This is a genomic window from Streptomyces sp. NPDC001513 (assembly GCF_042894695.1).
Lineage (GTDB): Bacteria > Actinomycetota > Actinomycetes > Streptomycetales > Streptomycetaceae > Streptomyces.
On sequence record NZ_JBIAVU010000006.1, the window covers coordinates 361,180 to 382,732 of the forward strand.

Genomic DNA, 21,553 nt, shown 5'->3' on the forward strand with positions numbered 1-21,553 from the left:
CCGGGCGGCGAGGGGCGCAGTTCGTTAAACCCGAGTTTTCGAGAGGGCTGAACCGCTCCCATGGCGAAGATCCTGAAGTTCGACGAGGACGCCCGTCGCGCCCTCGAGCGCGGCGTCAACAAGCTTGCCGACACGGTCAAGGTGACGATCGGCCCCAAGGGCCGCAACGTCGTCATCGACAAGAAGTTCGGCGCCCCCACCATCACCAACGACGGTGTCACCATCGCCCGCGAGGTCGAGCTGGACGACCCGTACGAGAACCTGGGCGCGCAGCTCGTGAAGGAGGTGGCGACCAAGACCAACGACATCGCGGGTGACGGCACCACCACCGCCACCGTGCTGGCCCAGGCGCTGGTCCGCGAGGGTCTGCGCAACGTCGCCGCGGGTGCCTCCCCGGCCGCCCTGAAGAAGGGCATCGACGCCGCGGTCAAGGCCGTCTCCGAGGAGCTCCTCGCGACTGCCCGCCCGATCGAGGACAAGTCCGACATCGCCGCCGTGGCCGCGCTCTCCGCGCAGGACCAGCAGGTCGGCGAGCTCATCGCCGAGGCGATGGACAAGGTCGGCAAGGACGGTGTCATCACCGTCGAGGAGTCCAACACCTTCGGCCTGGAGCTGGAGTTCACCGAGGGCATGGCCTTCGACAAGGGCTACCTCTCCCCGTACATGGTCTCCGACCAGGAGCGTATGGAGGCCGTCCTCGACGACCCGTACATCCTGATCAACCAGGGCAAGATCTCCTCGATCCAGGACCTCCTGCCCCTGCTGGAGAAGGTCATCCAGGCCGGCGGCTCCCGCCCGCTGCTGATCATCGCCGAGGACGTCGAGGGCGAGGCGCTCTCCACCCTCGTCGTCAACAAGATCCGCGGCACCTTCAACGCGGTAGCCGTCAAGGCCCCCGGCTTCGGTGACCGCCGCAAGGCGATGCTCCAGGACATGGCCACCCTCACCGGTGCCACCGTCATCGCCGAGGAGGTCGGCCTCAAGCTCGACCAGGCCGGTCTGGACGTACTGGGCTCCGCCCGTCGCGTGACCATCTCCAAGGACGACACCACCATCGTCGACGGTGGCGGCAGCCACGACGAGGTCGTCGGCCGCGTCAACCAGATCAAGGCCGAGATCGAGTCCACCGACTCGGACTGGGACCGCGAGAAGCTGCAGGAGCGCCTGGCGAAGCTCGCCGGCGGCGTCTGCGTCATCAAGGTCGGCGCCGCCACCGAGGTGGAGCTCAAGGAGAAGAAGCACCGCCTTGAGGACGCCATCTCGGCGACCCGCGCCGCGGTCGAGGAGGGCATCGTCTCCGGCGGTGGCTCCGCGCTCGTCCACGCCGTCAAGGTCCTCGAGGGCAACCTCGGCCTGTCGGGCGACGAGGCCACCGGTGTCGCGGTCGTGCGCCGCGCCGCCGTCGAGCCGCTGCGCTGGATCGCCGAGAACGCCGGTCTCGAGGGTTACGTCATCACCGCGAAGGTCGCCGAGCTCGACAAGGGCCAGGGCTTCAACGCCGCCACCGGCGAGTACGGCGACCTGGTCAAGGCCGGCGTCATCGACCCGGTGAAGGTCACCCGTTCCGCGCTGGAGAACGCCGCCTCCATCGCCTCCCTGCTGCTCACGACCGAGACCCTGGTCGTCGAGAAGCCGGCGGACGACGAGGGCGACGCCGGTCACGGCCACGGTCACGGCCACAGCCACTGATCGCGCACCACGCAGAGAAGGCCCCGTTCCGCAGCCGCGGAACGGGGCCTTCCCCGTGGTTCGGCCCCGGGCCTCAGGATCCGTAGGGCGATCCGGAGCCGCCCATCTGGCGCTGCAGTGCTCCGGGGTTGTAATGCCACCAGCCCTCGACGATCTCTCCGTCCAGGCACCGGAAGGTGGTGCTCCCGGACATCTCGTAGGTCTTCCCGGTCGGTGCGACCCCCATGAACATCCCCTTGTGGGTGCCGCGCCAGTTCCACACCGTCGTGACCATGTCGCCCTCGGCCAGCTGGGCCGTCGGCTCGAAGGTCATGTCGAAGGCCGCGCGCCAGGCCTCCATGTCCGACCGCATGGCGTCGCGTCCGATGACGGTGGATTCCTCCCTGCTGGCGTCGTGGTTGATGTAGTTCACCGCGAAGCACTCGTCCATGACGCTCATGTCGCCGCTCATGGCCGCTTCCTGGAGCACCCGGTCGGCGAGCTGCTTGTTGAGGTGCTCGTCGCGGACCACGTCGAGGTTCATGAACTTCGGCATGCCTTCGCAGAGGGCCACCATCTCCTTGAACATCCGGTCCGTCTCGGGGAGCTGAGAGTTCTTCATGGCCTCCTCGTACGAGGCGAATTCCACCATGTCGACGTAGTGGCTCCGGGCCTCGCGGTCCTGGCCGATCATCGTGTGCGTGGCGGTGCGCCTGCCGCTGCTCTGCTCCGCCCAGCGGTCGATGAGCGCGTTCATCTCATCGAACCGCTTCGTCTCGTAATCGATCACTTGTACGAATGTCATCGCGTCGCCTCCCGCTGGAGATGGGACATGTCCAGTTTAGGGAGGGTTCACCCGTTTGGCGGGCTGGCGGCGGCTTACCGACGGGTCGCGCTTACCGACAGGTCACGAACGCTACCGGGGCCCGTACTTGCGCCCCGTACGCGAGGACACCCCGCCCAGCAGCCCGCGCGGCGTCAGCTTCACCACGCCCATCAGCGCCTTGTACCGCGGGTCCGGGACCGACACCGTCCTGCCGCGCGCCAGGTCGGCCAGGGCCGCCGCCACCAGCTTGTCGGCGTCCAGCCACATCCAGCCCGGGATGTTGTCCGTGCCCATGCCGGCGCGCTGGTGGAACTCCGTACGCACGAAGCCGGGGCACAGGGCCATCAGCCGCACCCCGGACCCCGCCAGGTCCCGCGCCGCGCCCTGGGTGAACTGCACGACCCAGGCCTTGCTCGCCCCGTACGTGCCGCGCGGCACGAAAGCGGCGACCGAGGCCACGTTGATCACGCCGCCGCGGCCGCGCGAGCGCATCGACTCGCCGGCCGCCGAAGTCAGCCGCAGGACCGCCTCGATGTGCACCTTCAGCATGGTCAGCTCGTCGGCCATGGAGACTTCGAGGTAGCGGCCCTTGTTGCCGAAGCCGGCGTTGTTGACCAGCAGGTCCACCGGGTGCGTCCGGTCGCCCAGGCGCTGCTCCACCGCCGCGATGCCCTCCTCGGTGGAGAGGTCGGCGGCCAGCACCTCGGCCTCGATGCCGTGCCGGTCGTGCAGCTCGGTGGCCTGCTCGCCGAGCCGCTTGGTGTCGCGCGCCACCAGCACCAGGTTGTGGCCCTGGGCGGCGAGCCGCCGGGCGAAGGCGGCGCCGATGCCCGCCGTGGATCCCGTAATCAACGCAGTCGTCATAGGCGCAACCTAGCCGCCCCGGGTGACGGTGCTACCGCGCCCCGGCGCCGGCCCCGTGCTTCTCCATGTACCGGCGCACCCGCTCGTGGGCCTCCGGTTCCATCGCCGCCCCCGCCGCCAGGGTGCGCGGGAGCAGCGCGCGTTCGGTGGTGAAGGCGCGGAACCACAGCTCCACCGTCACGTCGTGGTCCGGCCGGTGGACGATCTCGACGGGGTCGCCGGGGGAGACCGCGCCCTCCCGGATCACCCGCAGGTACGCGCCCGGCCGGGCGGCCTGGGTGAACCGCCTGACCCAGCCGGTCTCGCCCAGGACCCCCTGGAAGGTCCGGCACGGGATGCGGGCCGAGGCCACTTCGAGGACGAGGTCCGCGCCGACCCGCCAGTGGTCGCCGAGCCGCGCCGTGTTCAGGTCGATGCCGGAGGTGGTGAGGTTCTCGCCGAAGATCCCGCCGGGCAGCTCGCGGCCCAGCTCGCCCGCCCACCAGTCCAGGTCCTCGCGCGCGTACGCGTAGACGGCCTGGTGGTCGCCGCCGTGGTGGCGCCGGTCGCAGACGGCGTCGCCCGCCAGGCCGCTGCCGCGCCCGGTGGCCTTCGGGCCGGGGGCGCTGACGCGGACCGGCCCGGGGACGGGTCGCTTGCCGATGCCCGTCACCCCGCCCTCGGCGTCGGTGTAGTCGACGGCCGTGGCGCGGCCGAGGTTCACGGAGATCAAGTGCATGGTGCCCATGGGGACACGCTAGCCGCGAGTGAGACTCAAAGCGTCCCAGAGGGATTCGCGCGGCAGTCAAAGCAGGGCTTATGCTCGAAGGGTGATCGAGGCACGTCATCTCCGGGTTCTGCGCGCCGTCGCCGGGACCGGATCCTTCTCCGCCGCCGCCCGCGAGCTCGGCTGCACCCAGCCCGCCGTCTCCCAGCAGATGAAGGCGCTGGAGCAGTCGGCCGGCACGCCGCTGCTCATCCGCACCGGCCGTGAGATGCGGCTGACCCAGGCCGGTGAGGCCCTGGTCCGGCATGCCGCCGGGATCCTGGCCGGGCTGACCGCCGCCGAGGAGGAGGTCGCGGCCATCGCCGGGCTGCGCGCCGGCCGGGTCCGGCTCGTGTCCTTCCCCAGCGGCAGCTCCACGCTGGTGCCGACCGCGCTCGCGGCGATGCGCGCCGAACACCCGGGCACCCGGATCTCGCTGGTCGAGGCGGAGCCGCCGCGTTCGGTGGAGATGCTGCGCGAGGGCGACTGCGACCTGGCGCTCGCCTTCCGCTACGGCGGGGCCGCCGGCTCCGCCGCCGAGTGGGAGGACCTCGTGGTGCGGCCGCTGCTGACGGACCGGCTCGTCGGGCTGGTCCCGGACGGGCACCGGCTGGCCGGGGCGGAGCGCGTGGGCATGGCGGAGCTGGCCGACGAGCCCTGGATCGCGGGCTGTCCGCGCTGCCGCCGCCATCTGGTGGAGGTGTGCGAGAGCGTCGGCTTCACCCCGCGCATCGACTTCGCCACCGACGACTACCCGGCCGTGGTCGGCCTGGTCGGCGCGGGGCTGGGCGTGGCGGTGCTGCCGGAGCTCGCGGTGGAGTCCGTACGGGCCAAGGGCGTGAGCACGGTCGTCGTGGAGCCGGCCGTCGAGCGGGAGGTCGTGGCGCTGACCCTGCCCGACCTGGCCCGCGTACCGGCCGTGGCCGCGACCCTGGCCGAGCTGGAGCGGGCCGCCACGCGCTAGCGGGCCGCCACGCGCTGACGGCCGCGCCGGTGGACCGTGCCGGCGGCGGCGGCGGACCGTGCCGGTCCGGGCCGGGCGCAGCCGCCGGCGGACCGCGCGCAACCGGCCGTACGCACACACTCGGCTGGGTGCGTACGGCCGAACGCGTGAAATCCGGGCCCGGAGGCGACACGCCCGGGCGTGCAGGTGATTCGCAGAAACGTTCCTTCGGACGTTTCGTCGAGCGCTCAGTCCGGAGCGATGGGCCCGATCGCACTCGACGCGGGGATCAGGCGATGCCGGGCGCGGCCCATCAGTTCCTCGCGTTCGTCCTCGGTCAGGCCTCCCCACACTCCGTAGGGCTCGCGGACGGCGAGTGCGTGCGCGGCACATTCCGCGCGGACCGGGCATCGCATGCAGACCTCTTTAGCCGAGGCCTCGCGCGCGCTCCTGGCCGCGCCCCGCTCGCCTTCCGGGTGGAAGAAGAGGGAGCTGTCGACCCCGCGGCAGGCAGCCAGCAGCTGCCAGTCCCAGAGGTCGGCGTTCGGTCCGGGGAGGCGGGAGAAATCTGCCATTGGTAGTCCTCTTGGTGCCGGTACTGAGGCGGATACGGTCGATGTCTCCAAGGGTCTCCACACCTACTGTCGGAGTAGATGTAAATATGACTCATTGGGAATCTAGCCTCAGACACGTGCCAAACGGAAGGAAAGCCGCCAAATAGGGCATAGCTCCAGATGGAGGACAGGTGGCTTGTGGCGTCGACACCGTGATCGCTTCCTCACGTAGAGTGCCGAAGGTGTCCGTCCGACCCGTAACTCTTTCGAGTGACCATCGTTGAGAGTGCGAAGGCGGTTGAACCAATAAGTTCTCGGACAGGTGTCCGGGAGCATCGACCGCACAGGTGACGATACGTACCAGCCTGGAGGCTCAAGGTGACGCGCATCAGCAGCTGCGGAGGGCGGTCATGACATCCGTCCTCGTCTGCGACGACTCCCCGCTTGCCCGAGAGGCGCTCCGTCGCGCGGTTGCCACCGTGCCCGGCGTCGAGCGTGTGACGACGGCTGCCAACGGCGAGGAAGTCCTCCGCCGCTGGGGTGCCGACCGCTCCGACCTGATTCTGATGGATGTACGGATGCCCGGGCTCGGCGGTGTGGAGACGGTCCGTCGGCTGCTCTCGGCCGACCCCGGGGCCCGCATCATCATGCTGACGGTCGCCGAGGACCTGGACGGCGTGGCCCTCGCGGTCGCCGCCGGCGCCCGTGGCTACCTGCACAAGGACGCCTCGCGCGCCGAACTGCGGGCCACGGTCACCCAGGCCCTGGCGGACCCGACCTGGCGACTGGCCCCGCGCCGGCTCCGCTCGGCCGAGATGGGCGCCGCGCCCACGCTCACCGCGCGCGAGATCCAGGTGCTGGAGGGCATGAGTCACGGCCGGTCCAACGCGGAGATCGGGCGCGAGCTCTTCCTCTCCGAGGACACGGTCAAGACGCACGCCCGCAGGTTGTTCAAGAAGCTCGGCGCCTCGGACCGGGCGCACGCCGTGGCGCTCGGATTCCGCTGGGGTCTGGTCCGCTGACCCGCAGGTCGCGGCCGGGCCCGGCCCGGTCTGCCGTAGACCGCGGACCGTCGAGAGCGGTCCCGTCCGCCACGGGCGGACGGGGCGGCGCGCCGCCCTCGATTCCGGTGTAGCCCTGTCCCGCCGTACCCGGTGCGCACCCGGGGGTTGGCGGGGCACAATCCGGGGGACGTCTCGCTTCGTGCGCGATGCCGCATCCTTGAGGGTGTGGAGTCTCTCGGAGACTATTCGGCCGAGCGGGAGGGGAGGGCGCAGATGACGAGCTCAGGCGCACCCGCTCATAACGCTTCGATGCACAACAAGGGCCACGGTGCCGCGGATGCCCCGGCGTCAAGGCACCATGGATTGATGCGCGACGACGAGGCCCTGGGGTCACCCGCGGCCACAGGCCCCACCGGCGCCGCCAAAGGCGGCAGTGCCGGGGGTGTCAGCGCGCTCGTACGCAGGGCGGTCGAGGGTGACGAGCAGGCCACGCACGACTTGCTCGCCTTCGTGCACCCCCTCGCGATCCGCTACTGCCGCACGCGGCTGTCGCGGCTCCCGGGTGACGCTCGTCACTTCGTGGAGGACCTGGCGCAGGAGGTCTGCGTCGCGGTCCTGATGGCCCTGCCCCGCTACCGGGACACCGGGCGGCCCTTCGAGGCCTTCGTCTTCGCCATCGCCGCGCACAAGGTCGCCGATCTGCAGCGGGCCGCCATGCGGCACCCCGGCAGCACGGCCGTGCCCTCCGACGAGATGCCGGAGCGGCCCGACGACTCGCTGGGCCCGGAGGAGCGGGCGCTGCTCAGCAGCGACGCCGCCTGGGCCAAGAAGCTGCTGGCCAACCTGCCGGAGAACCAGCGCGAGCTCCTCGTGCTGCGGGTGGCCGTCGGGCTGACCGCGGAGGAGACCGGACAGATGCTCGGAATGTCCCCCGGAGCCGTGCGCGTGGCACAGCACCGGGCGCTCAGCAGGCTGCGGGCACTCGCCGAGCAGTAGGAGGAGTCGTAGGAAGCGACGAATCTTCTGCTTGACCTTGGTCGTGGAATGAGACGCGTCGGGATCCCGTTAGCATGGACATCCGCGCTGAGCAAGACCATTTGGGAAGGTGTCATGACCGCCGACGGAGTGCCCGACAAATTCGCCACGCTCGGACTGACCTACGACGACGTGCTGCTGCTGCCGGGCGCGTCGGACATGTCGCCTGATGCGATCGACACCTCTTCCCTCATCTCCCGGAACGTCCGTGTGAACGTCCCGCTGCTGTCCGCGGCCATGGACAAGGTCACCGAGGCCCGCATGGCCATCGCGATGGCCCGCCAGGGCGGTGTGGGCGTGCTGCACCGCAACCTCTCCATCGTCGACCAGGCCAACCAGGTCGACCTGGTCAAGCGCTCCGAGTCCGGCATGGTCACCGACCCGATCACGGTGCACCCGGACGCGACCCTGGGCGAGGCCGACCAGCTCTGCGCGAAGTTCCGCATCTCCGGCGTCCCGGTCACCGACGCCGCCGGCAAGCTCCTCGGCATCGTCACCAACCGCGACATGGCCTTCGAGTCGGACCGCAGCCGCCAGGTGCGCGAGGTCATGACGCCGATGCCGCTGGTCACGGGCAAGGTCGGCATCTCCGGCGTGGACGCCATGGAGCTGCTGCGCCGCCACAAGATCGAGAAGCTTCCGCTGGTCGACGACGCGGGCATCCTCAAGGGCCTCATCACGGTCAAGGACTTCGTCAAGGCCGAGAAGTACCCGAACGCCGCCAAGGACAAGGGCGGCCGGCTGCTCGTCGGCGCGGCCGTCGGTGTCGCCGGCGACGCGTACGAGCGCGCCCAGGCCCTGATCGAGGCGGGCGCCGACTTCATCGTCGTCGACACCGCCCACGGCCACTCCCGTCTGGTCGGCGACATGGTCGCCAAGATCAAGTCGAACTCCACCGTCGACGTCATCGGCGGCAACGTCGCCACCCGCGACGGCGCCCAGGCGCTGATCGACGCCGGCTGCGACGGCATCAAGGTCGGCGTGGGCCCCGGCTCCATCTGCACCACCCGCGTCGTCGCCGGCATCGGCGTCCCGCAGGTCACCGCGATCTACGAGGCCTCGCTCGCCGCCAAGGCGGCCGGCGTCCCGGTCATCGGCGACGGCGGCCTGCAGTACTCCGGCGACATCGCCAAGGCCCTGGTCGCGGGCGCCGACACGGTGATGCTCGGCTCGCTGCTCGCGGGCTGCGAGGAGTCCCCGGGCGAGCTGCTCTTCATCAACGGCAAGCAGTTCAAGTCGTACCGCGGCATGGGCTCGCTCGGCGCGATGCAGTCCCGCGGCGACCAGCGCTCCTTCTCCAAGGACCGCTACTTCCAGGAGGGCGTGGGCGGCGACGACAAGCTCATCCCCGAGGGCATCGAGGGCCAGGTCCCGTACCGCGGTCCGCTCTCCGCGGTCGTGCACCAGCTCGTCGGCGGCCTGCGCCAGTCGATGTTCTACGTCGGCGGCCGCACGGTTCCCGAGCTGCAGGACCGGGGCCGCTTCGTCCGGATCACCTCGGCGGGGCTCAAGGAGAGCCACCCGCACGACATCCAGATGACGGTGGAAGCACCGAACTACTCCCGCAAGGGGTAGCAGCCGACTGAGAGGGGCGGGCCCGGGTGAACCGGGCCCGCCCCTTCGGCGTGGGGGCCGCTCGTCCGTACAGCGGTCACCGGAACGCGGGCCCCCGGGGTTCGGGGATACTGGACGGGCAGACCCAGAGGAAAGGCCACCACACGTGACTGAGATCGAGATCGGGCGCGGCAAGCGCGGCCGCAGGGCGTACGCGTTCGACGACATCGCCATCGTCCCGAGCCGGCGTACCCGGGACCCGAAGGAGGTCTCGATCGCCTGGCAGATCGACGCGTACCGCTTCGAGCTCCCCTTCCTGGCCGCCCCCATGGACTCGGTCGTCTCCCCGCAGACCGCGATCCGCATCGGCGAGCTCGGCGGCCTCGGCGTGCTGAACCTCGAAGGCCTGTGGACCCGGTACGAGGACCCGCAGCCGCTGCTCGACGAGATCACGGAGCTGGACGAGGAGTCCGCCACCCGCCGTCTCCAGGAGATCTACTCCGCGCCGATCCAGGCGGACCTGATCCGGCAGCGCATCAAGGAGGTGCGCGACTCGGGCGTCGTGACCGCCGCCGCGCTCTCCCCGCAGCGCACCGCCGAGTTCTCCAAGGCCGTCGTCGACGCGGGCGTGGACATCTTCGTGATCCGCGGCACCACCGTGTCGGCCGAGCACGTCTCGGGCGCCGCCGAACCGCTGAACCTGAAGCAGTTCATCTACGAGCTCGACGTCCCGGTCATCGTGGGCGGCTGCGCCACCTACACGGCGGCCCTGCACCTGATGCGCACCGGCGCCGCGGGCGTCCTGGTGGGCTTCGGCGGCGGCGCCGCGCACACCACGCGCAACGTGCTCGGCATCCAGGTCCCGATGGCGACCGCCGTCGCGGACGTGGCCGCGGCCCGCCGCGACTACATGGACGAGTCCGGCGGCCGCTACGTGCACGTCATCGCCGACGGCGGCGTGGGCTGGTCGGGCGACATCCCGAAGGCCGTCGCCTGCGGCGCGGACGCCGTGATGATGGGCTCCCCGCTGGCCCGTGCCACCGACGCGCCCGGCAAGGGCAACCACTGGGGCATGGAGGCCGTCCACGAGGACGTGCCGCGCGGCAAGAAGGTCAACCTCGGCACGGTCGGCACCACCGAGGAGATCCTCACCGGTCCCTCGCACACCCCGGACGGGTCGATGAACATCTTCGGCGCCCTGCGCCGCTCGATGGCCACCACCGGCTACAGCGAGCTCAAGGAGTTCCAGCGGGTCGAGGTCACCATCGCGGACTCGCAGCACAGCCGCTGACCGCTGCGCCCGTACGCCGGAGGGCCGGCACCCCGAGCGGGGTGCCGGCCCTCCGGCGTACGCGGTGTGGCCCGGTCAGTCGCCGACCTTCTTGGCCGCGCCGAAGGCGGCGAAGCCGCCGATGCCGAGGAAGACGAAGGACATGAAGTCCGCGCTCTCCTTCCACAGGTCGTTCAGGCCGCCGATGCCGACCTCGCTGATGACCTCGCCCACGCCGACGTTGCCGTATTCGGCGACCGCCAGCGCGATGAAGAAGATCTGGCCGAGGTAGACGGCGCCGAGGGAGAGCACGGCGGCTATCCCGGGCAGGATCGCGTTGCGGCCGCCCACCTTGCCGGCGGCGAGGCCGACGAGGAGGCCGACGCCGATCGCGGCGTAGCCGATCTCGCGCTCGATGGCGTTCATGATGCCGCCGTACGCGCCCGCCGCGACGAGGGCCGCGACGACGGCCGCGACGATGCCGAGACCGAAGTTGCCGGTGCGGGCCGGGGCGGGGGCGGGCGCCGGGCTGAAGGAGTCGGGCGCGGGCGGCGTGAAGTTCTGGCTCATGCGGGAAATCCCCCCCAGGGATTTGTGGGGCACACGTGTCCCGGGGACGTATGTGCGAGATAAGTGACGCCGCAGGCTAGCAGTCCCGTCGGACATTCACAGGGAGGATTTCCCGGCCGTCACAGGCGGTGGGCCGCGCCCGCCGGGCTGGCGCCGCGCGTGTCCAGCAGCAACTGGGCCTTCACGGCAAGACCTTGCAGGTCGTAGGTGCGGTGGTGCTGGAGCAGGATGGTCAGGTCGGCGTTGGCCGCCGCCTCGTACAAAGATTCGGCGCGCGGGACCGGCTGGTCCCTGACCCGCCAGCCCGTGATGTACGGGTCGTGGTAGCTGATCAGTGCCCCCAGGTCGAGCAGGCGGCTGGCGATCTCGCGGGCCGGGGAGCCCTCCTGGTCGCCGAGGTCGGGCTTGTAGGTGACGCCCAGGAGCAGGACGCGGGCGCCGCGGGCCGACTTGCCGTGCTCGTTCAGCAGGGTGGCGCAACGCTGGATGACGTACTGCGGCATCCGGTTGTTGATCTCCTGGGCCAGGCCGACCATGCGCAGGGGGTGACCGGGGGTGCGGGTGGTGTGGGGGAGGTAGTTCGGGTCGAGGGGGACGCCGTGGCCGCCGACCCCGGGGCCGGGGCGGAAGGCCTGGAACCCGTACGGCTTGGTCTCGGCGCAGCGGATGACGTCCCACAGGTCGACGCCCAGGTCGTGGCAGAGGACGGCCATCTCGTTCATGAGGGCGATGTTGACGTGCCGGTAGTTCGTTTCGAGGAGCTGGACGGTCTCGGCCTCGCGCAGTCCGCGGGCGCGGACCACCTTCTCGGTGAGGCGGGCGTAGAAGGCGTGCGCGGACTCGGTGCAGGCGGGGGTGAGGCCGCCGATCACCTTGGGGGTGTTGGCGATGCCGTGGGTCCGGTTGCCGGGGTCGTGGCGGCTGGGGGAGTAGGCCAGGTGGAAGTCCCGGCCGGCCCGCAGGCCCGAACCCGCTTCGAGGATCGGGCGCAGGTAGTCCTCGGTGACGCCCGGGTGGACGGCGGATTCGAGGATCACGGTGGTGTGCGGGCGCAGCCGCGCGGCGAGCGCGTGGCCGGCCTCGCCGATGGCGGAGAGGTCCAGTGCGCGGTCGGCGCCGAGCTGGGTGGGGGCGCAGACGACTGCCGTGCGGACCCGGCCGAGCTCGGCGGGGTTGGTGGTCACCCGGAAGCCGGCCGCCGACATGCGGCGGATCTCGGCGGCGGTGAGGGTGGAGTCCGTGACCGGACCGCTGTCGTAGCCGACCGTCTCGATCCCGGCGGCGACGGCCGCCTGGGCGAGCGGGAGGCCGAGATGGCCGAGTCCGATGACGGCGAGATCTGCGGGCATGGGGGTGCCGTCCCTTCCCTGACATGAGGGGGCTGCCGCGCAAGTTCTCCAGGGGACAGGGGAGCTGGCGCAATGTCAGACTAGGCGTATATATGACAGATATGTCGCATTCCGGGGTGAAGGTCATCGTTGTGTTGTCCACAGGCGGTGGCTGATGTGGGTGCGGGCGGTCAGAATCATGAAACGGGGGCATGTGAGCGGGATCTCACCCGCACCAACGGGAGGCAGCCGTGAGGACAGCGACACTGGGGCCGGCGCAGCGGGCCGAGGACCTCGCCCGGATGGCCGAGCGGGAACTGGACGTGCTGGTCGTGGGCGCGGGCGTGGTGGGCGCCGGCACCGCGCTCGACGCGGTCACCCGGGGCCTGTCGACCGGCCTGGTGGAGGCGCGGGACTGGGCGTCGGGCACCTCCAGCCGGTCCAGCAAGCTGATCCACGGCGGCCTGCGGTACCTGGAGATGCTCGACTTCGCCCTCGTACGGGAGGCGCTCAAGGAGCGCGGCCTGCTCCTGGAGCGGCTCGCCCCCCACCTGGTGAAGCCGGTGCCCTTCCTGTACCCCTTGCAGCACAAGGGCTGGGAGCGGCTGTACGCCGGCTCGGGCGTCGCCCTGTACGACGCGATGTCGGTCTCCAGCGGGCACGGCCGCGGCCTGCCGGTGCACCGGCACCTGTCGCGCAAGCGCGCCCTGCGGGTGGCTCCGGCACTGCGCAAGGACGCGCTGGTGGGGGCCCTGCAGTACTACGACGCCCAGATGGACGACGCGCGGTACGTCACCACCCTGGTGCGCACGGCCGCGGCGTACGGGGCGCACTGCGCCAACCGGGCGAGGGTGATCGGCTTTCTGCGCGAGGGCGAACGGGTGGTCGGCGCGCGGGTGCGGGACGTGGAGGGCGGTGGTGAGTACGCCATCCGCGCGAAGCAGGTGGTCAACGCGACGGGGGTGTGGACGGACGACACCCAGGCGCTGATCGGGGAGCGCGGGCAGTTCCACGTACGGGCCTCGAAGGGCATCCACCTGGTCGTGCCGAAGGACCGGATCCATTCCAGCACCGGGCTGATCCTGCGGACCGAGAAGTCGGTGCTGTTCGTCATCCCGTGGGGGCGGCACTGGATCGTGGGGACCACGGACACCGACTGGGACCTGGACAAGGCCCACCCGGCGGCGTCCAGCGCGGACATCGACTACCTGCTGGAGCACGTGAACTCGGTGCTGGCGGTGCCGCTGACGCGCGATGACGTCCAGGGCGTGTACGCGGGCCTGCGGCCGCTGCTGGCCGGGGAGTCGGACGCGACGAGCAAGCTCTCGCGCGAGCACACGGTCGCGCACCCGGTGCCGGGGCTGGTGGTGGTGGCCGGGGGCAAGTACACGACGTACCGGGTCATGGCGAAGGACGCCGTCGACGAGGCCGTGCACGGGCTGGACCAGCGGGTGGCGCAGTGCGTGACGGAGGACGTGCCGCTGGTGGGGGCGGAGGGGTACCGGGCGCTGTGGAACGGGCGGGCCAGGATGGCGGCCCGGACGGGACTTCACGTGGTGCGGGTGGAACACCTGTTGAACCGGTTCGGCTCTCTGACGGAGGAACTGCTGGACCTGATCGCCGCCGATCCGGGACTGCGCGAGCCGGTGACCGGGGCGGAGGACTACCTGCGGGCCGAGATCGTGTACGCGGCCTCGCACGAGGGGGCGCGGCACCTGGACGACGTGCTGACGCGACGGACGCGGATCTCGATCGAGACCTTCGACCGGGGGACGCGGTCGGCGCGGGAGTGCGCGGAGTTGATGGCCCCGGTGCTGGGGTGGGACGAGCAGCAGATCGCGAAGGAAGTGGAACACTACGAGAAGCGGGTGCAGGCGGAGCGGGAGTCGCAGCGGCAGCCGGACGACCAGACGGCGGACGCGGCGCGGCTGGGGGCTCCCGACATCGTTCCGTTGTAACTCCGGAATGCGCGACGGGGAACCGCGGACCCGGGGGGCCCGTCCGTTGCGGAGTGAGGAACAATGAGGGTTCTGCCGGGGCGGGTTACCGCGGGCCCCGGCCGCCGGGCCGCTCAGCCGCCGGGGCAGGCGGAGCAGTGGCAGGATCGCAGAGGGGACGCATGTCGAAGCCGGAGCACACCGAGTCACCTGCGGGGTCGCCTGCGGCGGCGCCTGACAGTGCGAAGTCTTCGGCTGGCCGCGCGCCTTCCGGGGCGCCTGTGGCGAAGCCTGAAAGCGAGAAGGCGGGGTCGCCTGCCGAGTCGCCTGCGGCGAAGCCGGGCAGTGAGCGGGCCGAGGCCGAGGCCGCGCCTGCGGCGAAGCCTGACGCCGTGAAGGCCGAGGGCGCGAAGCCTGCCGGGTCGCCTGCGGCGAAGCTCGGGCTTGCGAAGCCTGCGGCTGCGGCGAAGGCCGAGCCGGAGGACGCGAAGCCGAAGCTGAGCAAGGACGAGGGCGCCAAGCCGGAGGCTGCGAAGCCGGAGCTGGGCAAGGGCGTGCCTGCGGCGAAGGCCGGGGCCGCATCCGAGCCTGAGGACGCGAAGCCGGCTGCGGCCGGGCCCGAAGACGTGAAGCCCGTGCCGGCCGAGCCGAAGCCGGGGTTGGGGAAGGCCGCGCCGGCCAAGGCCGGCGAAGGGGTCAACCCCGTCGTCGAGAAGGCGGATGCCATGGCGGCCGCCGTCAAGGCCGCGGCGGCGAAGGCCGCCGGGGACGGGCAGGACGAGGGGCGCCTGCTGGCCGGCCGCTACCGGCTGGGAGCCGTGCTCGGCAAGGGCGGGATGGGTACCGTCTGGCGGGCCCAGGACGAGACCCTGGGCCGGACGGTCGCCGTCAAGGAGCTCCGCTTCAGCACCGGGGTCGACGACGACGAGAAGCGCCGCCTCATCACCCGTACCCTCCGCGAGGCCAAGGCCATCGCCCGGATCCGCAGCGGCGGCGCCGTCACCGTCTACGACGTCGTCGACGAGGACGGCCGGCCGTGGATCGTCATGGAGCTCATCGAGGGCCCCTCGCTCGCCGAGTTCGTACGCGAGAACGGTCCGCTGACGCCCCGTCGCGCCGCCGAGGTCGGCCTCGCCGTGCTCGACGTGCTGCGCGCCGCGCACGGCCAGGGCATCCTGCACCGCGACGTCAAGCCCTCCAACGTGCTCATCGCCGGCAACGGCCGCGTCGTCCTCACCGACTTCGGCATCGCGCAGGTCGAGGGCGACCCCTCCGTCACCTCCACCGGCATGCTCGTCGGCGCCCCCTCCTACATCTCGCCCGAGCGAGCCCGCGGCCAGAAGCCCGGCCCGCCCGCCGACATGTGGTCGCTCGGCGGCCTGCTGTACGCCTCCGTCGAGGGAGTGCCCCCGTACGACAAGGGGTCCGCGCTCGCCACCCTCACCGCGGTGATGACCGAGCCCGTGGACCCGCCGAAGAACGCCGGCCCGCTGTCCGAGGTCATCTACGGCCTGCTGGTCAAGGACCCCGCGCTGCGCCTCGACGACGACCGCGCGCGGGCCCTGCTCACCGCCGTGGTCAACGCGCCCGATCCGGTCCCGGCCCCCGTGGTCACCCCGGCCGCCGAGGAGACCCGGCAGATATCGCTCGCGGACGCCAAGGCGGCCGCGGAGAAGGTCGCCGCGGAGAAGGCGGAGAAGGCGGCCGAGAAGGCGGCGAAGAAGGAACGCGAACGCCGCGACCGCGAACAGCGCGAACGCGCCCGCGCCGCACTGAAGTCGGCCCGCAAGGCCGCCACCGCCGCGGCGGCCACGACGGCCGTCTCGGCCGCGGAGCCGCCGAAGGCCAAGCCGTCCCCCGTCGCGGCGCCGCTCACCGACGTCATGCCCCGGCGGACCATCGCGCTCGCGATAGCCGCCGTGGTCGTGGTGCTGGCCGTGGTCGGCTCGCTGATCGCCTACGCCATGAGCGGCGACGACAAGGGCGGCAAGAACGAGGGCAAGGACGGGAAGCCGAGCCCGGCCGCCTCCGCCCCCGACAAGCCGGCCTCTCCGAAGCCCTCGGGGAACACGGGCGATTCGGCCGGCAACGGCAACGGCAGTGCGGGCGCCGGTGCCAACGGCGGTACCGGCACCGGCACCACCACCGGTACGGGCGGCGAGCCCGGCCAGGGCCAGCAGTCCCCGGCCGCGAGCCAGGGCCAGGGCGCCACCTCCGGCGGAGCCGGCGGCACGCTCCCGGCGGGATACGCCCTGGTGCAGGAGTTCGGGTTCCACTTCTCGATGGCGATGCCCGAGGGCTTCAAGCAGATAGACATAGCGGGCGACAACTCCGGCGGCATATACGCCCGCGAGAGCGGCGGATTCCCCCGGATCCAGGTCGACTACACCAACAAGCCGGGCGACGACGCGGCCCTCGCCTGGAGAACCTCGGTCCCCGGTGTGGCCGGCAGCAGCAAGGGATACCGGCAGATCCGGATCGACCTGGTGGACTACCGGGGCTATCCGACCGTCGCCGACTGGGAGTTCGAGCGGGAGCAGAAGGGGATGAAGGTCCGGGTGCTCAACCGCGGCTTCAAGCTGGACGCGACGCACGGCTACGCCATCATGATCAGCTGCGCCGCCGACCAGTGGGACGGCGCCGAGTGCACCCAGATGCGCAACACCGCTTTCGAGACCTTCCAGCCGCTCGGCTGACCCCGGGACGCGGGCGCCCCCGGCGACGTATCGTGTCAGCGGGGCCATGGGGGGCCCGACGCACTCGGGGGAGGCGATGTGGAGGAGTACGCGGGCCGGATCCTGGCCGGCCGTTACCGCCTGCCGTTGCCGCCGTCCGACGAGTACGAGCTGGTCGAGACCCGGGCCTTCGACACGCGCAGCGGGCAGGAAGTCCTGGTCCGGCAGGTGCCGTTGCCGGAGGTCGTGGACGCCGAGCTGCTGGACGGGCCGCGGCCCGTCCCGACGCGGGCGCGCCGCTCGCCCGCCGATCTGCCGGCCGTACGGCGTGCCATCGAGGCGGCGCAGGCGGCGGCCGCGATTCCGGACCATCCCCGGCTGGACCAGGTCTTCGACGTGTTCGCCGAGGGCGAGTCGCTGTGGATAGTGAGCGAACTCGTCCCGGCCAGGCCCCTGGCCGCGCTGATAGCCGATGAACCGCTCAGCCCCTACAGGGCGGCTGAGGTGGCGTCGGACGTCCTGACCGCGCTGCGGGTGCTGCACGCGCACGGCTGGACGCACCGGAACATCACCGTCCGGACGGTGCTGGTGTGCGACGACGGCCGGGTCGTGCTGACCGGCCTGGCGGCCGGCGCGGCGGAGGAGGCCCTGTGCGGCTACGACCCCGTCCCGAGCGCCGCCGACTCCGAGGGCGAAGGGGGCTGGGGTACGGCTCGCGCCACGGCCCCCGCCCCGACTCCGGGCCCGGCCCCCGCCCTGATCCAGGGTCCGGGGCAGGCGCGGACTCCCGTGCCGGGTCCTGCCGCTCCCTCGGCTCCGGCCCCGACGGCCGCGCCCGCCCCCGTTGCCGCGTCCGGGCCTGCCCCCGAGACCTCCGCCGAGTACGCCCCGCTCGTGGCCCCCGGCTACGACACCGGGCCCCGGTACACCGATCACATCACCCCCGGACGGCCGCAGGACCGCCCCGACCTCCAGGCCGCCGCGCGGGCCGGAGCCATCGCCGCCTACCGGGCCGGGGCGCGCGCCGCCGCGGCCAAGGTCGGCGAGCAGCGCCAGGCCGACCCCATCGTCGTGCCGGAGCAGAGGCCGCACGGGTCGACCCTCCCGCAGGGGTACTCGTACCCGTACGGCGGCCCGGAGACGGCCTCCGCCGCCACCCCCTGGCACGGCGCGACCCCCCGCAACCGCCCGGCGCTGCCGGCCCCGCAGGAGCCGGCCCCGCAGGAGCCGGACCCGCAGCAGCCGCAGGAGTCGCCGGAGCCGGTCCGGCAGGCTCCGGCCGGGGAGGAGCCCCCGGCAGAGCCGCGGCCCGGGCCCGCCCCGGAGGCGCACCACCGGGTCGATTCCCCGCTGCCGCCCGCGCTGCCCGCCCAACTCGCCCTGCCCCAGGGCTACCACCAGGCCGAAGCCCCGAACCGGCCGGCCGTGGCTCCCGCGCCCGCGCCCGCCCAGGCGCCCGCGGACCCCGACGGCCGGCAGCCGGCCGGTCCGGGGCCCGCCCCCGCCGCCCCTGCCCCCGCCGCGGCCGGCTGGGCCGGTCCCCGGACCGGGCTGGACGCCGAGCGGGCGCGCCAGACGCGCATGGCCGTCGTCGGCGCCGTCACCGAGCGCTGGGCTCCCGAACAGGCCGGCCCCGTCCTCGGGCACTGGCAGCTGGCGCCCCCCGTCGGGCCCGCCACCGACCTCTGGGCGCTCGGCGCCCTGCTGTACCGCGCGGTGCAGGGGCACGCCCCGTACCCCGAGGACAGCGTCGCCGAGCTCGTCGACATGGTCTGCGCCGAACCGCCCGCCTTCGCCGAGGAGTGCGGGGCGCTGCGCCCGGTCGTGGAGTCGCTGCTGCGTCAGGACCCCACCGAGCGGCCCGACTTCGAGGAGCTCCGCGGCTGGCTGCGCTCGCTCGTACGGTCCGCCCCCGAGCCGGACGCCGGGTTCGGGATGCTCCCGATGCCGGAGCCGGATCCCGCGCGACTGCCCGTCGTACGCCGCCGCGGCGAGGTCCACGGGCGGCACCGCAATCCCGCGGCGCCCCGCAAGCCGCGCGCCCTCGGCCGGACCCTGCTCGTCGGGGTCCTGGTGCTGCTGGCCGGTGCCGTGGCGTACGCGATGCTGTTCATGCCCCGCTCCGGCGCCCCGGAGCAGGAGGGCGACGCCCGGGGGAGCACCGCGCAGCCGTCGTCGAAGCCGAGTCCCTCGCAGGTGCCCACCGGCACGCCCGAGTCCAAGCCCGCGCCGCAGACGACCGCGCCCGCCTCGTCACCGGCCGCCCCGGCTTCCGCCCCGCCCGGCTACACCACGCAGCAGGACCCGGAGCACTTCGAGATCGCCGTCCCCGAGGGATGGGAACGGCGCGGGATCAACGAGTCGGGGCAGGTGCGGTACACGAACGGGCCGTTCGTGCTGACGGTGGTCCCCGGCCGGGACAAGGTCCAGGGCAATCCCGACCCGGCGGCGTACCAGAAGGACAAGGAGCCGGAGCTGACCCCGTACCGCACGTCGACCTGGTCGACCGTCGGGGACGTCAAGACCACCAAGGTGGGCCAGCAGCTCCAGGCCACGGGCCGGTACACGTGGATCGACGGGACCGGCCGCAACGTCTTCGCCCGCAACTTCGTCGTCGCGCTGGGCGGCAGCTACCACGTCGTCCTCGTCACGGGACCGGAGGACGAGCAGTCCAAGGTCACCGAGGTCTTCGAAAAGGCCACGGCGAGTTACAAGTCGGGCGGATAAGCGGATACTGACGACGGATCAGTACGGCGATTGCGTCACAGTGCCGTCTTTCGGCGGCCGGGCGGTTCCGGCAGCCCCCGTGGGCTCCGTAATCTGGCCTGAAGTGCAGAGAGCGGCGGGATTTCGTGGAACAGCAGACAGGTGGGGGCGCCGTGTTGGCGGGCCGGTACCGGCTCGTCGAGCCGATCGGCCGGGGCGGCATGGGCAAAGTGTGGCGCGCGCATGACGAGCTGCTCCACAGGACCGTCGCGGTCAAGGAACTGACGGCGGGTCTGTACGTCGCCCAGGCGGACCGGGACGTCATGCACGCCCGGACGCAGAAGGAGGCCCGGGCCGCGGCCCGGATCCAGCATCCGGCGGTGGTCGTGGTGCACGACGTGCTGGAGCACGACGACCGGCCGTGGATCGTCATGGAGTACATCGACGGCCCCTCCCTCGCGGAGGCGGCCAAGGCGGCCGGGCGGATCGAGCCCCGCGAGGCGGCCCGGATCGGGCTGCACGTGCTGGGCGCGCTGCGTGCCGCGCACGCGGTCGGCGTACTGCACCGGGACGTGAAGCCGGGCAACGTGCTGCTGGCCAAGGACGGCCGGGTGCTGCTCACGGACTTCGGGATCGCCGCGATCGAGGGCGACTCCTCGATCACGCGGACCGGTGAGATCGTCGGCTCCATCGACTACCTGGCTCCCGAGCGGGTCACCGGCGGGATCCCGGACCCGTCCTCGGACCTGTGGTCGCTGGGCGCCACCCTGTACACGGCGGTGGAGGCCCGTTCGCCGTTCCGCCGTACGTCGCCCATCTCCAGCCTGCAGGCCGTGGTGAACGACGAGCCGCCGGCGCTGCGCCAGGCCGGGGCCCTGGGGCCGGTCATCACGGCCCTGCTGCGCAAGGATCCGGTGGAGCGGCCCACGGCCGACGAGGCCGAGCGGATGCTGCTGGAGGCGATGGAGGGCCGGGAGCCGAAGGCGGCGCAGGCGTACGTGCCGACGCGCGCGGTGACCCAGGACGAACTGGCCCCGGTGCAGGAGCCGTCCGCCGAGCAGGCCGCCGCGCCGGGCGAGCGCGGGCACCCGGCCCCGCGGACGACCTCGCAGACGGCCCCGCTGCCGGAACCCGCCGAGACCGCGCCGGTACGGGCCCCCGCGGACCCGGGGAACGGCTGGCTCAAGCGGGCCGCGGGCATCGCCCTGGTGGCGGCGCTCCTCGGCGGCGGCGGTGTGTTCGGGGTGCTCAAGTACACCGGTGACTCCGGGAACGACGGGGGTGCGGACAAGAACGTCAGCGCTCCCGACGTGAAGGACGGGAGCGGGAAGCCGCAGGCCGCGGCCCCGCCGGCCGGCTACAACAAGGTCATCGACCCCATCGCCGGCTTCACCCTGTTCGTCCCGGAGGGGTGGACGCGGAAGGCGAACGGCGACCAGATCGACTACACCCCTGACGACGGGAAGCACTTCGTCCGGATCGCCTCCGACTCCACTCCGGACTACGGGACCCCGTTGGAGCACCTGGTCGACCTGGAGAAGCAGGTGGCGAAGCGGACCGACTACAAGAAGGTGCGGCTGAACCAGAACACCTTCCGGGACAGCACCCGGGCCGCGCTCTGGGACTTCACCTGGACGGAGAAGCAGAACCACCCCGGTCCGCGCAGGGCCAAGGAGCAGATGTACGTCGCCCCGGACGGCACGGAGTACGCGATCTACATGTCGAGCCCGGTCGCCGACTGGGCGACGACCGAGCAGCAGTTCGACATCGTGCTCAGCGGCTGGGAGCCGCCCGCCGCGAAGCCCTGATTCCGGCATTCTGCCAGCGATCACTGGCGGAAATGGCAAAATCCGGTTACCGGCGGGTACCCAAAG

At 72.1% G+C, this 21,553-nt stretch carries 16 protein-coding genes; 10 read left to right on the forward strand and 6 right to left on the reverse strand.

Annotated elements, in window-relative coordinates; translation table 11 throughout:
• Positions 1–60 precede the first annotated feature (60 nt).
• Positions 61–1,689 (forward strand): chaperonin GroEL, encoded by a 1,629-nt coding sequence (gene groL, locus ACFYZ4_RS16390; RefSeq protein ID WP_351290723.1) that lies wholly within the window; start codon positions 61–63, stop codon positions 1,687–1,689.
• Positions 1,690–1,762: 73 nt separating this feature from the next.
• Here groL and ACFYZ4_RS16395 read toward each other — a convergent pair whose 3' ends face one another.
• From ACFYZ4_RS16395 to ACFYZ4_RS16405, 3 genes are all read right to left on the reverse strand, one after another.
• Entirely contained in the window at positions 1,763–2,473 is a 711-nt protein-coding gene (locus ACFYZ4_RS16395; RefSeq protein ID WP_351290721.1) for an ester cyclase, read from the reverse strand.
• Positions 2,474–2,584: 111 nt separating this feature from the next.
• Positions 2,585–3,358 (reverse strand): SDR family oxidoreductase, encoded by a 774-nt coding sequence (locus ACFYZ4_RS16400; protein WP_351290719.1) that lies wholly within the window; start codon positions 3,356–3,358, stop codon positions 2,585–2,587.
• 31 nt (positions 3,359–3,389) lie between these two features.
• Positions 3,390–4,076 carry an MOSC domain-containing protein gene (locus ACFYZ4_RS16405; RefSeq protein WP_351598519.1) on the reverse strand — a complete coding sequence of 229 codons (687 nt, stop codon included), beginning with the start codon at positions 4,074–4,076 and terminating at the stop codon, positions 3,390–3,392.
• A 91-nt stretch (positions 4,077–4,167) separates the two neighbouring features.
• Between ACFYZ4_RS16405 and ACFYZ4_RS16410 the strand changes: the two genes are divergently transcribed.
• On the forward strand, positions 4,168–5,067 hold the full coding sequence (locus tag ACFYZ4_RS16410) for a LysR family transcriptional regulator (RefSeq protein WP_351290717.1): 900 nt from the start codon (positions 4,168–4,170) through the stop codon (positions 5,065–5,067).
• 227 nt (positions 5,068–5,294) lie between these two features.
• Here the strand turns inward: ACFYZ4_RS16410 and ACFYZ4_RS16415 are convergent, their stop codons facing one another.
• Positions 5,295–5,621, reverse strand: coding sequence for a WhiB family transcriptional regulator (locus ACFYZ4_RS16415; RefSeq protein ID WP_030710411.1), 327 nt, complete (start codon positions 5,619–5,621; stop codon positions 5,295–5,297).
• A gap of 389 nt (positions 5,622–6,010) precedes the next feature.
• Here ACFYZ4_RS16415 and ACFYZ4_RS16420 point away from each other — a divergent pair, with 389 nt between their 5' ends.
• From ACFYZ4_RS16420 to ACFYZ4_RS16435, 4 genes are all read left to right on the forward strand, one after another.
• Complete coding sequence (locus ACFYZ4_RS16420; protein ID WP_003948568.1) at positions 6,011–6,622, forward strand: response regulator transcription factor; 612 nt, start codon at positions 6,011–6,013, stop codon at positions 6,620–6,622.
• Between the two features lie 348 nt (positions 6,623–6,970).
• On the forward strand, positions 6,971–7,600 hold the full coding sequence (locus ACFYZ4_RS16425) for a sigma-70 family RNA polymerase sigma factor (RefSeq protein WP_030389108.1): 630 nt from the start codon (positions 6,971–6,973) through the stop codon (positions 7,598–7,600).
• 114 nt (positions 7,601–7,714) lie between these two features.
• Positions 7,715–9,214, forward strand: a complete 1,500-nt coding sequence (gene guaB / locus ACFYZ4_RS16430; RefSeq protein ID WP_351290715.1) for an IMP dehydrogenase — start codon at positions 7,715–7,717, stop codon at positions 9,212–9,214.
• 145 nt (positions 9,215–9,359) lie between these two features.
• Positions 9,360–10,484, forward strand: a complete 1,125-nt coding sequence (locus ACFYZ4_RS16435) for a GuaB3 family IMP dehydrogenase-related protein (protein ID WP_351304963.1) — start codon at positions 9,360–9,362, stop codon at positions 10,482–10,484.
• Between the two features lie 75 nt (positions 10,485–10,559).
• Here ACFYZ4_RS16435 and ACFYZ4_RS16440 read toward each other — a convergent pair whose 3' ends face one another.
• Positions 10,560–11,033 carry a hypothetical protein gene (locus ACFYZ4_RS16440; RefSeq protein ID WP_390784184.1) on the reverse strand — a complete coding sequence of 158 codons (474 nt, stop codon included), beginning with the start codon at positions 11,031–11,033 and terminating at the stop codon, positions 10,560–10,562.
• A 119-nt stretch (positions 11,034–11,152) separates the two neighbouring features.
• Positions 11,153–12,382: a nucleotide sugar dehydrogenase gene (locus ACFYZ4_RS16445; protein ID WP_351293372.1), complete on the reverse strand. Its 1,230-nt coding sequence runs from the start codon at positions 12,380–12,382 to the stop codon at positions 11,153–11,155.
• Positions 12,383–12,612: 230 nt separating this feature from the next.
• Between ACFYZ4_RS16445 and ACFYZ4_RS16450 the strand changes: the two genes are divergently transcribed.
• The 4 genes from ACFYZ4_RS16450 (at position 12,613) to ACFYZ4_RS16465 (ending at position 21,487) form a co-directional block, all read left to right on the forward strand.
• A complete protein-coding gene (locus ACFYZ4_RS16450) occupies positions 12,613–14,319 on the forward strand; it encodes a glycerol-3-phosphate dehydrogenase/oxidase (RefSeq protein ID WP_351293374.1) in 1,707 nt (568 codons plus the stop codon).
• A 161-nt stretch (positions 14,320–14,480) separates the two neighbouring features.
• Positions 14,481–16,994 (forward strand): protein kinase, encoded by a 2,514-nt coding sequence (locus ACFYZ4_RS16455; protein ID WP_390784185.1) that lies wholly within the window; start codon positions 14,481–14,483, stop codon positions 16,992–16,994.
• A gap of 78 nt (positions 16,995–17,072) precedes the next feature.
• A complete protein-coding gene (locus ACFYZ4_RS16460; RefSeq protein ID WP_390784186.1) occupies positions 17,073–19,700 on the forward strand; it encodes a protein kinase in 2,628 nt (875 codons plus the stop codon).
• A 125-nt stretch (positions 19,701–19,825) separates the two neighbouring features.
• Complete coding sequence (locus ACFYZ4_RS16465) at positions 19,826–21,487, forward strand: protein kinase (protein ID WP_390784187.1); 1,662 nt, start codon at positions 19,826–19,828, stop codon at positions 21,485–21,487.
• Positions 21,488–21,553: the final 66 nt, after the last annotated feature.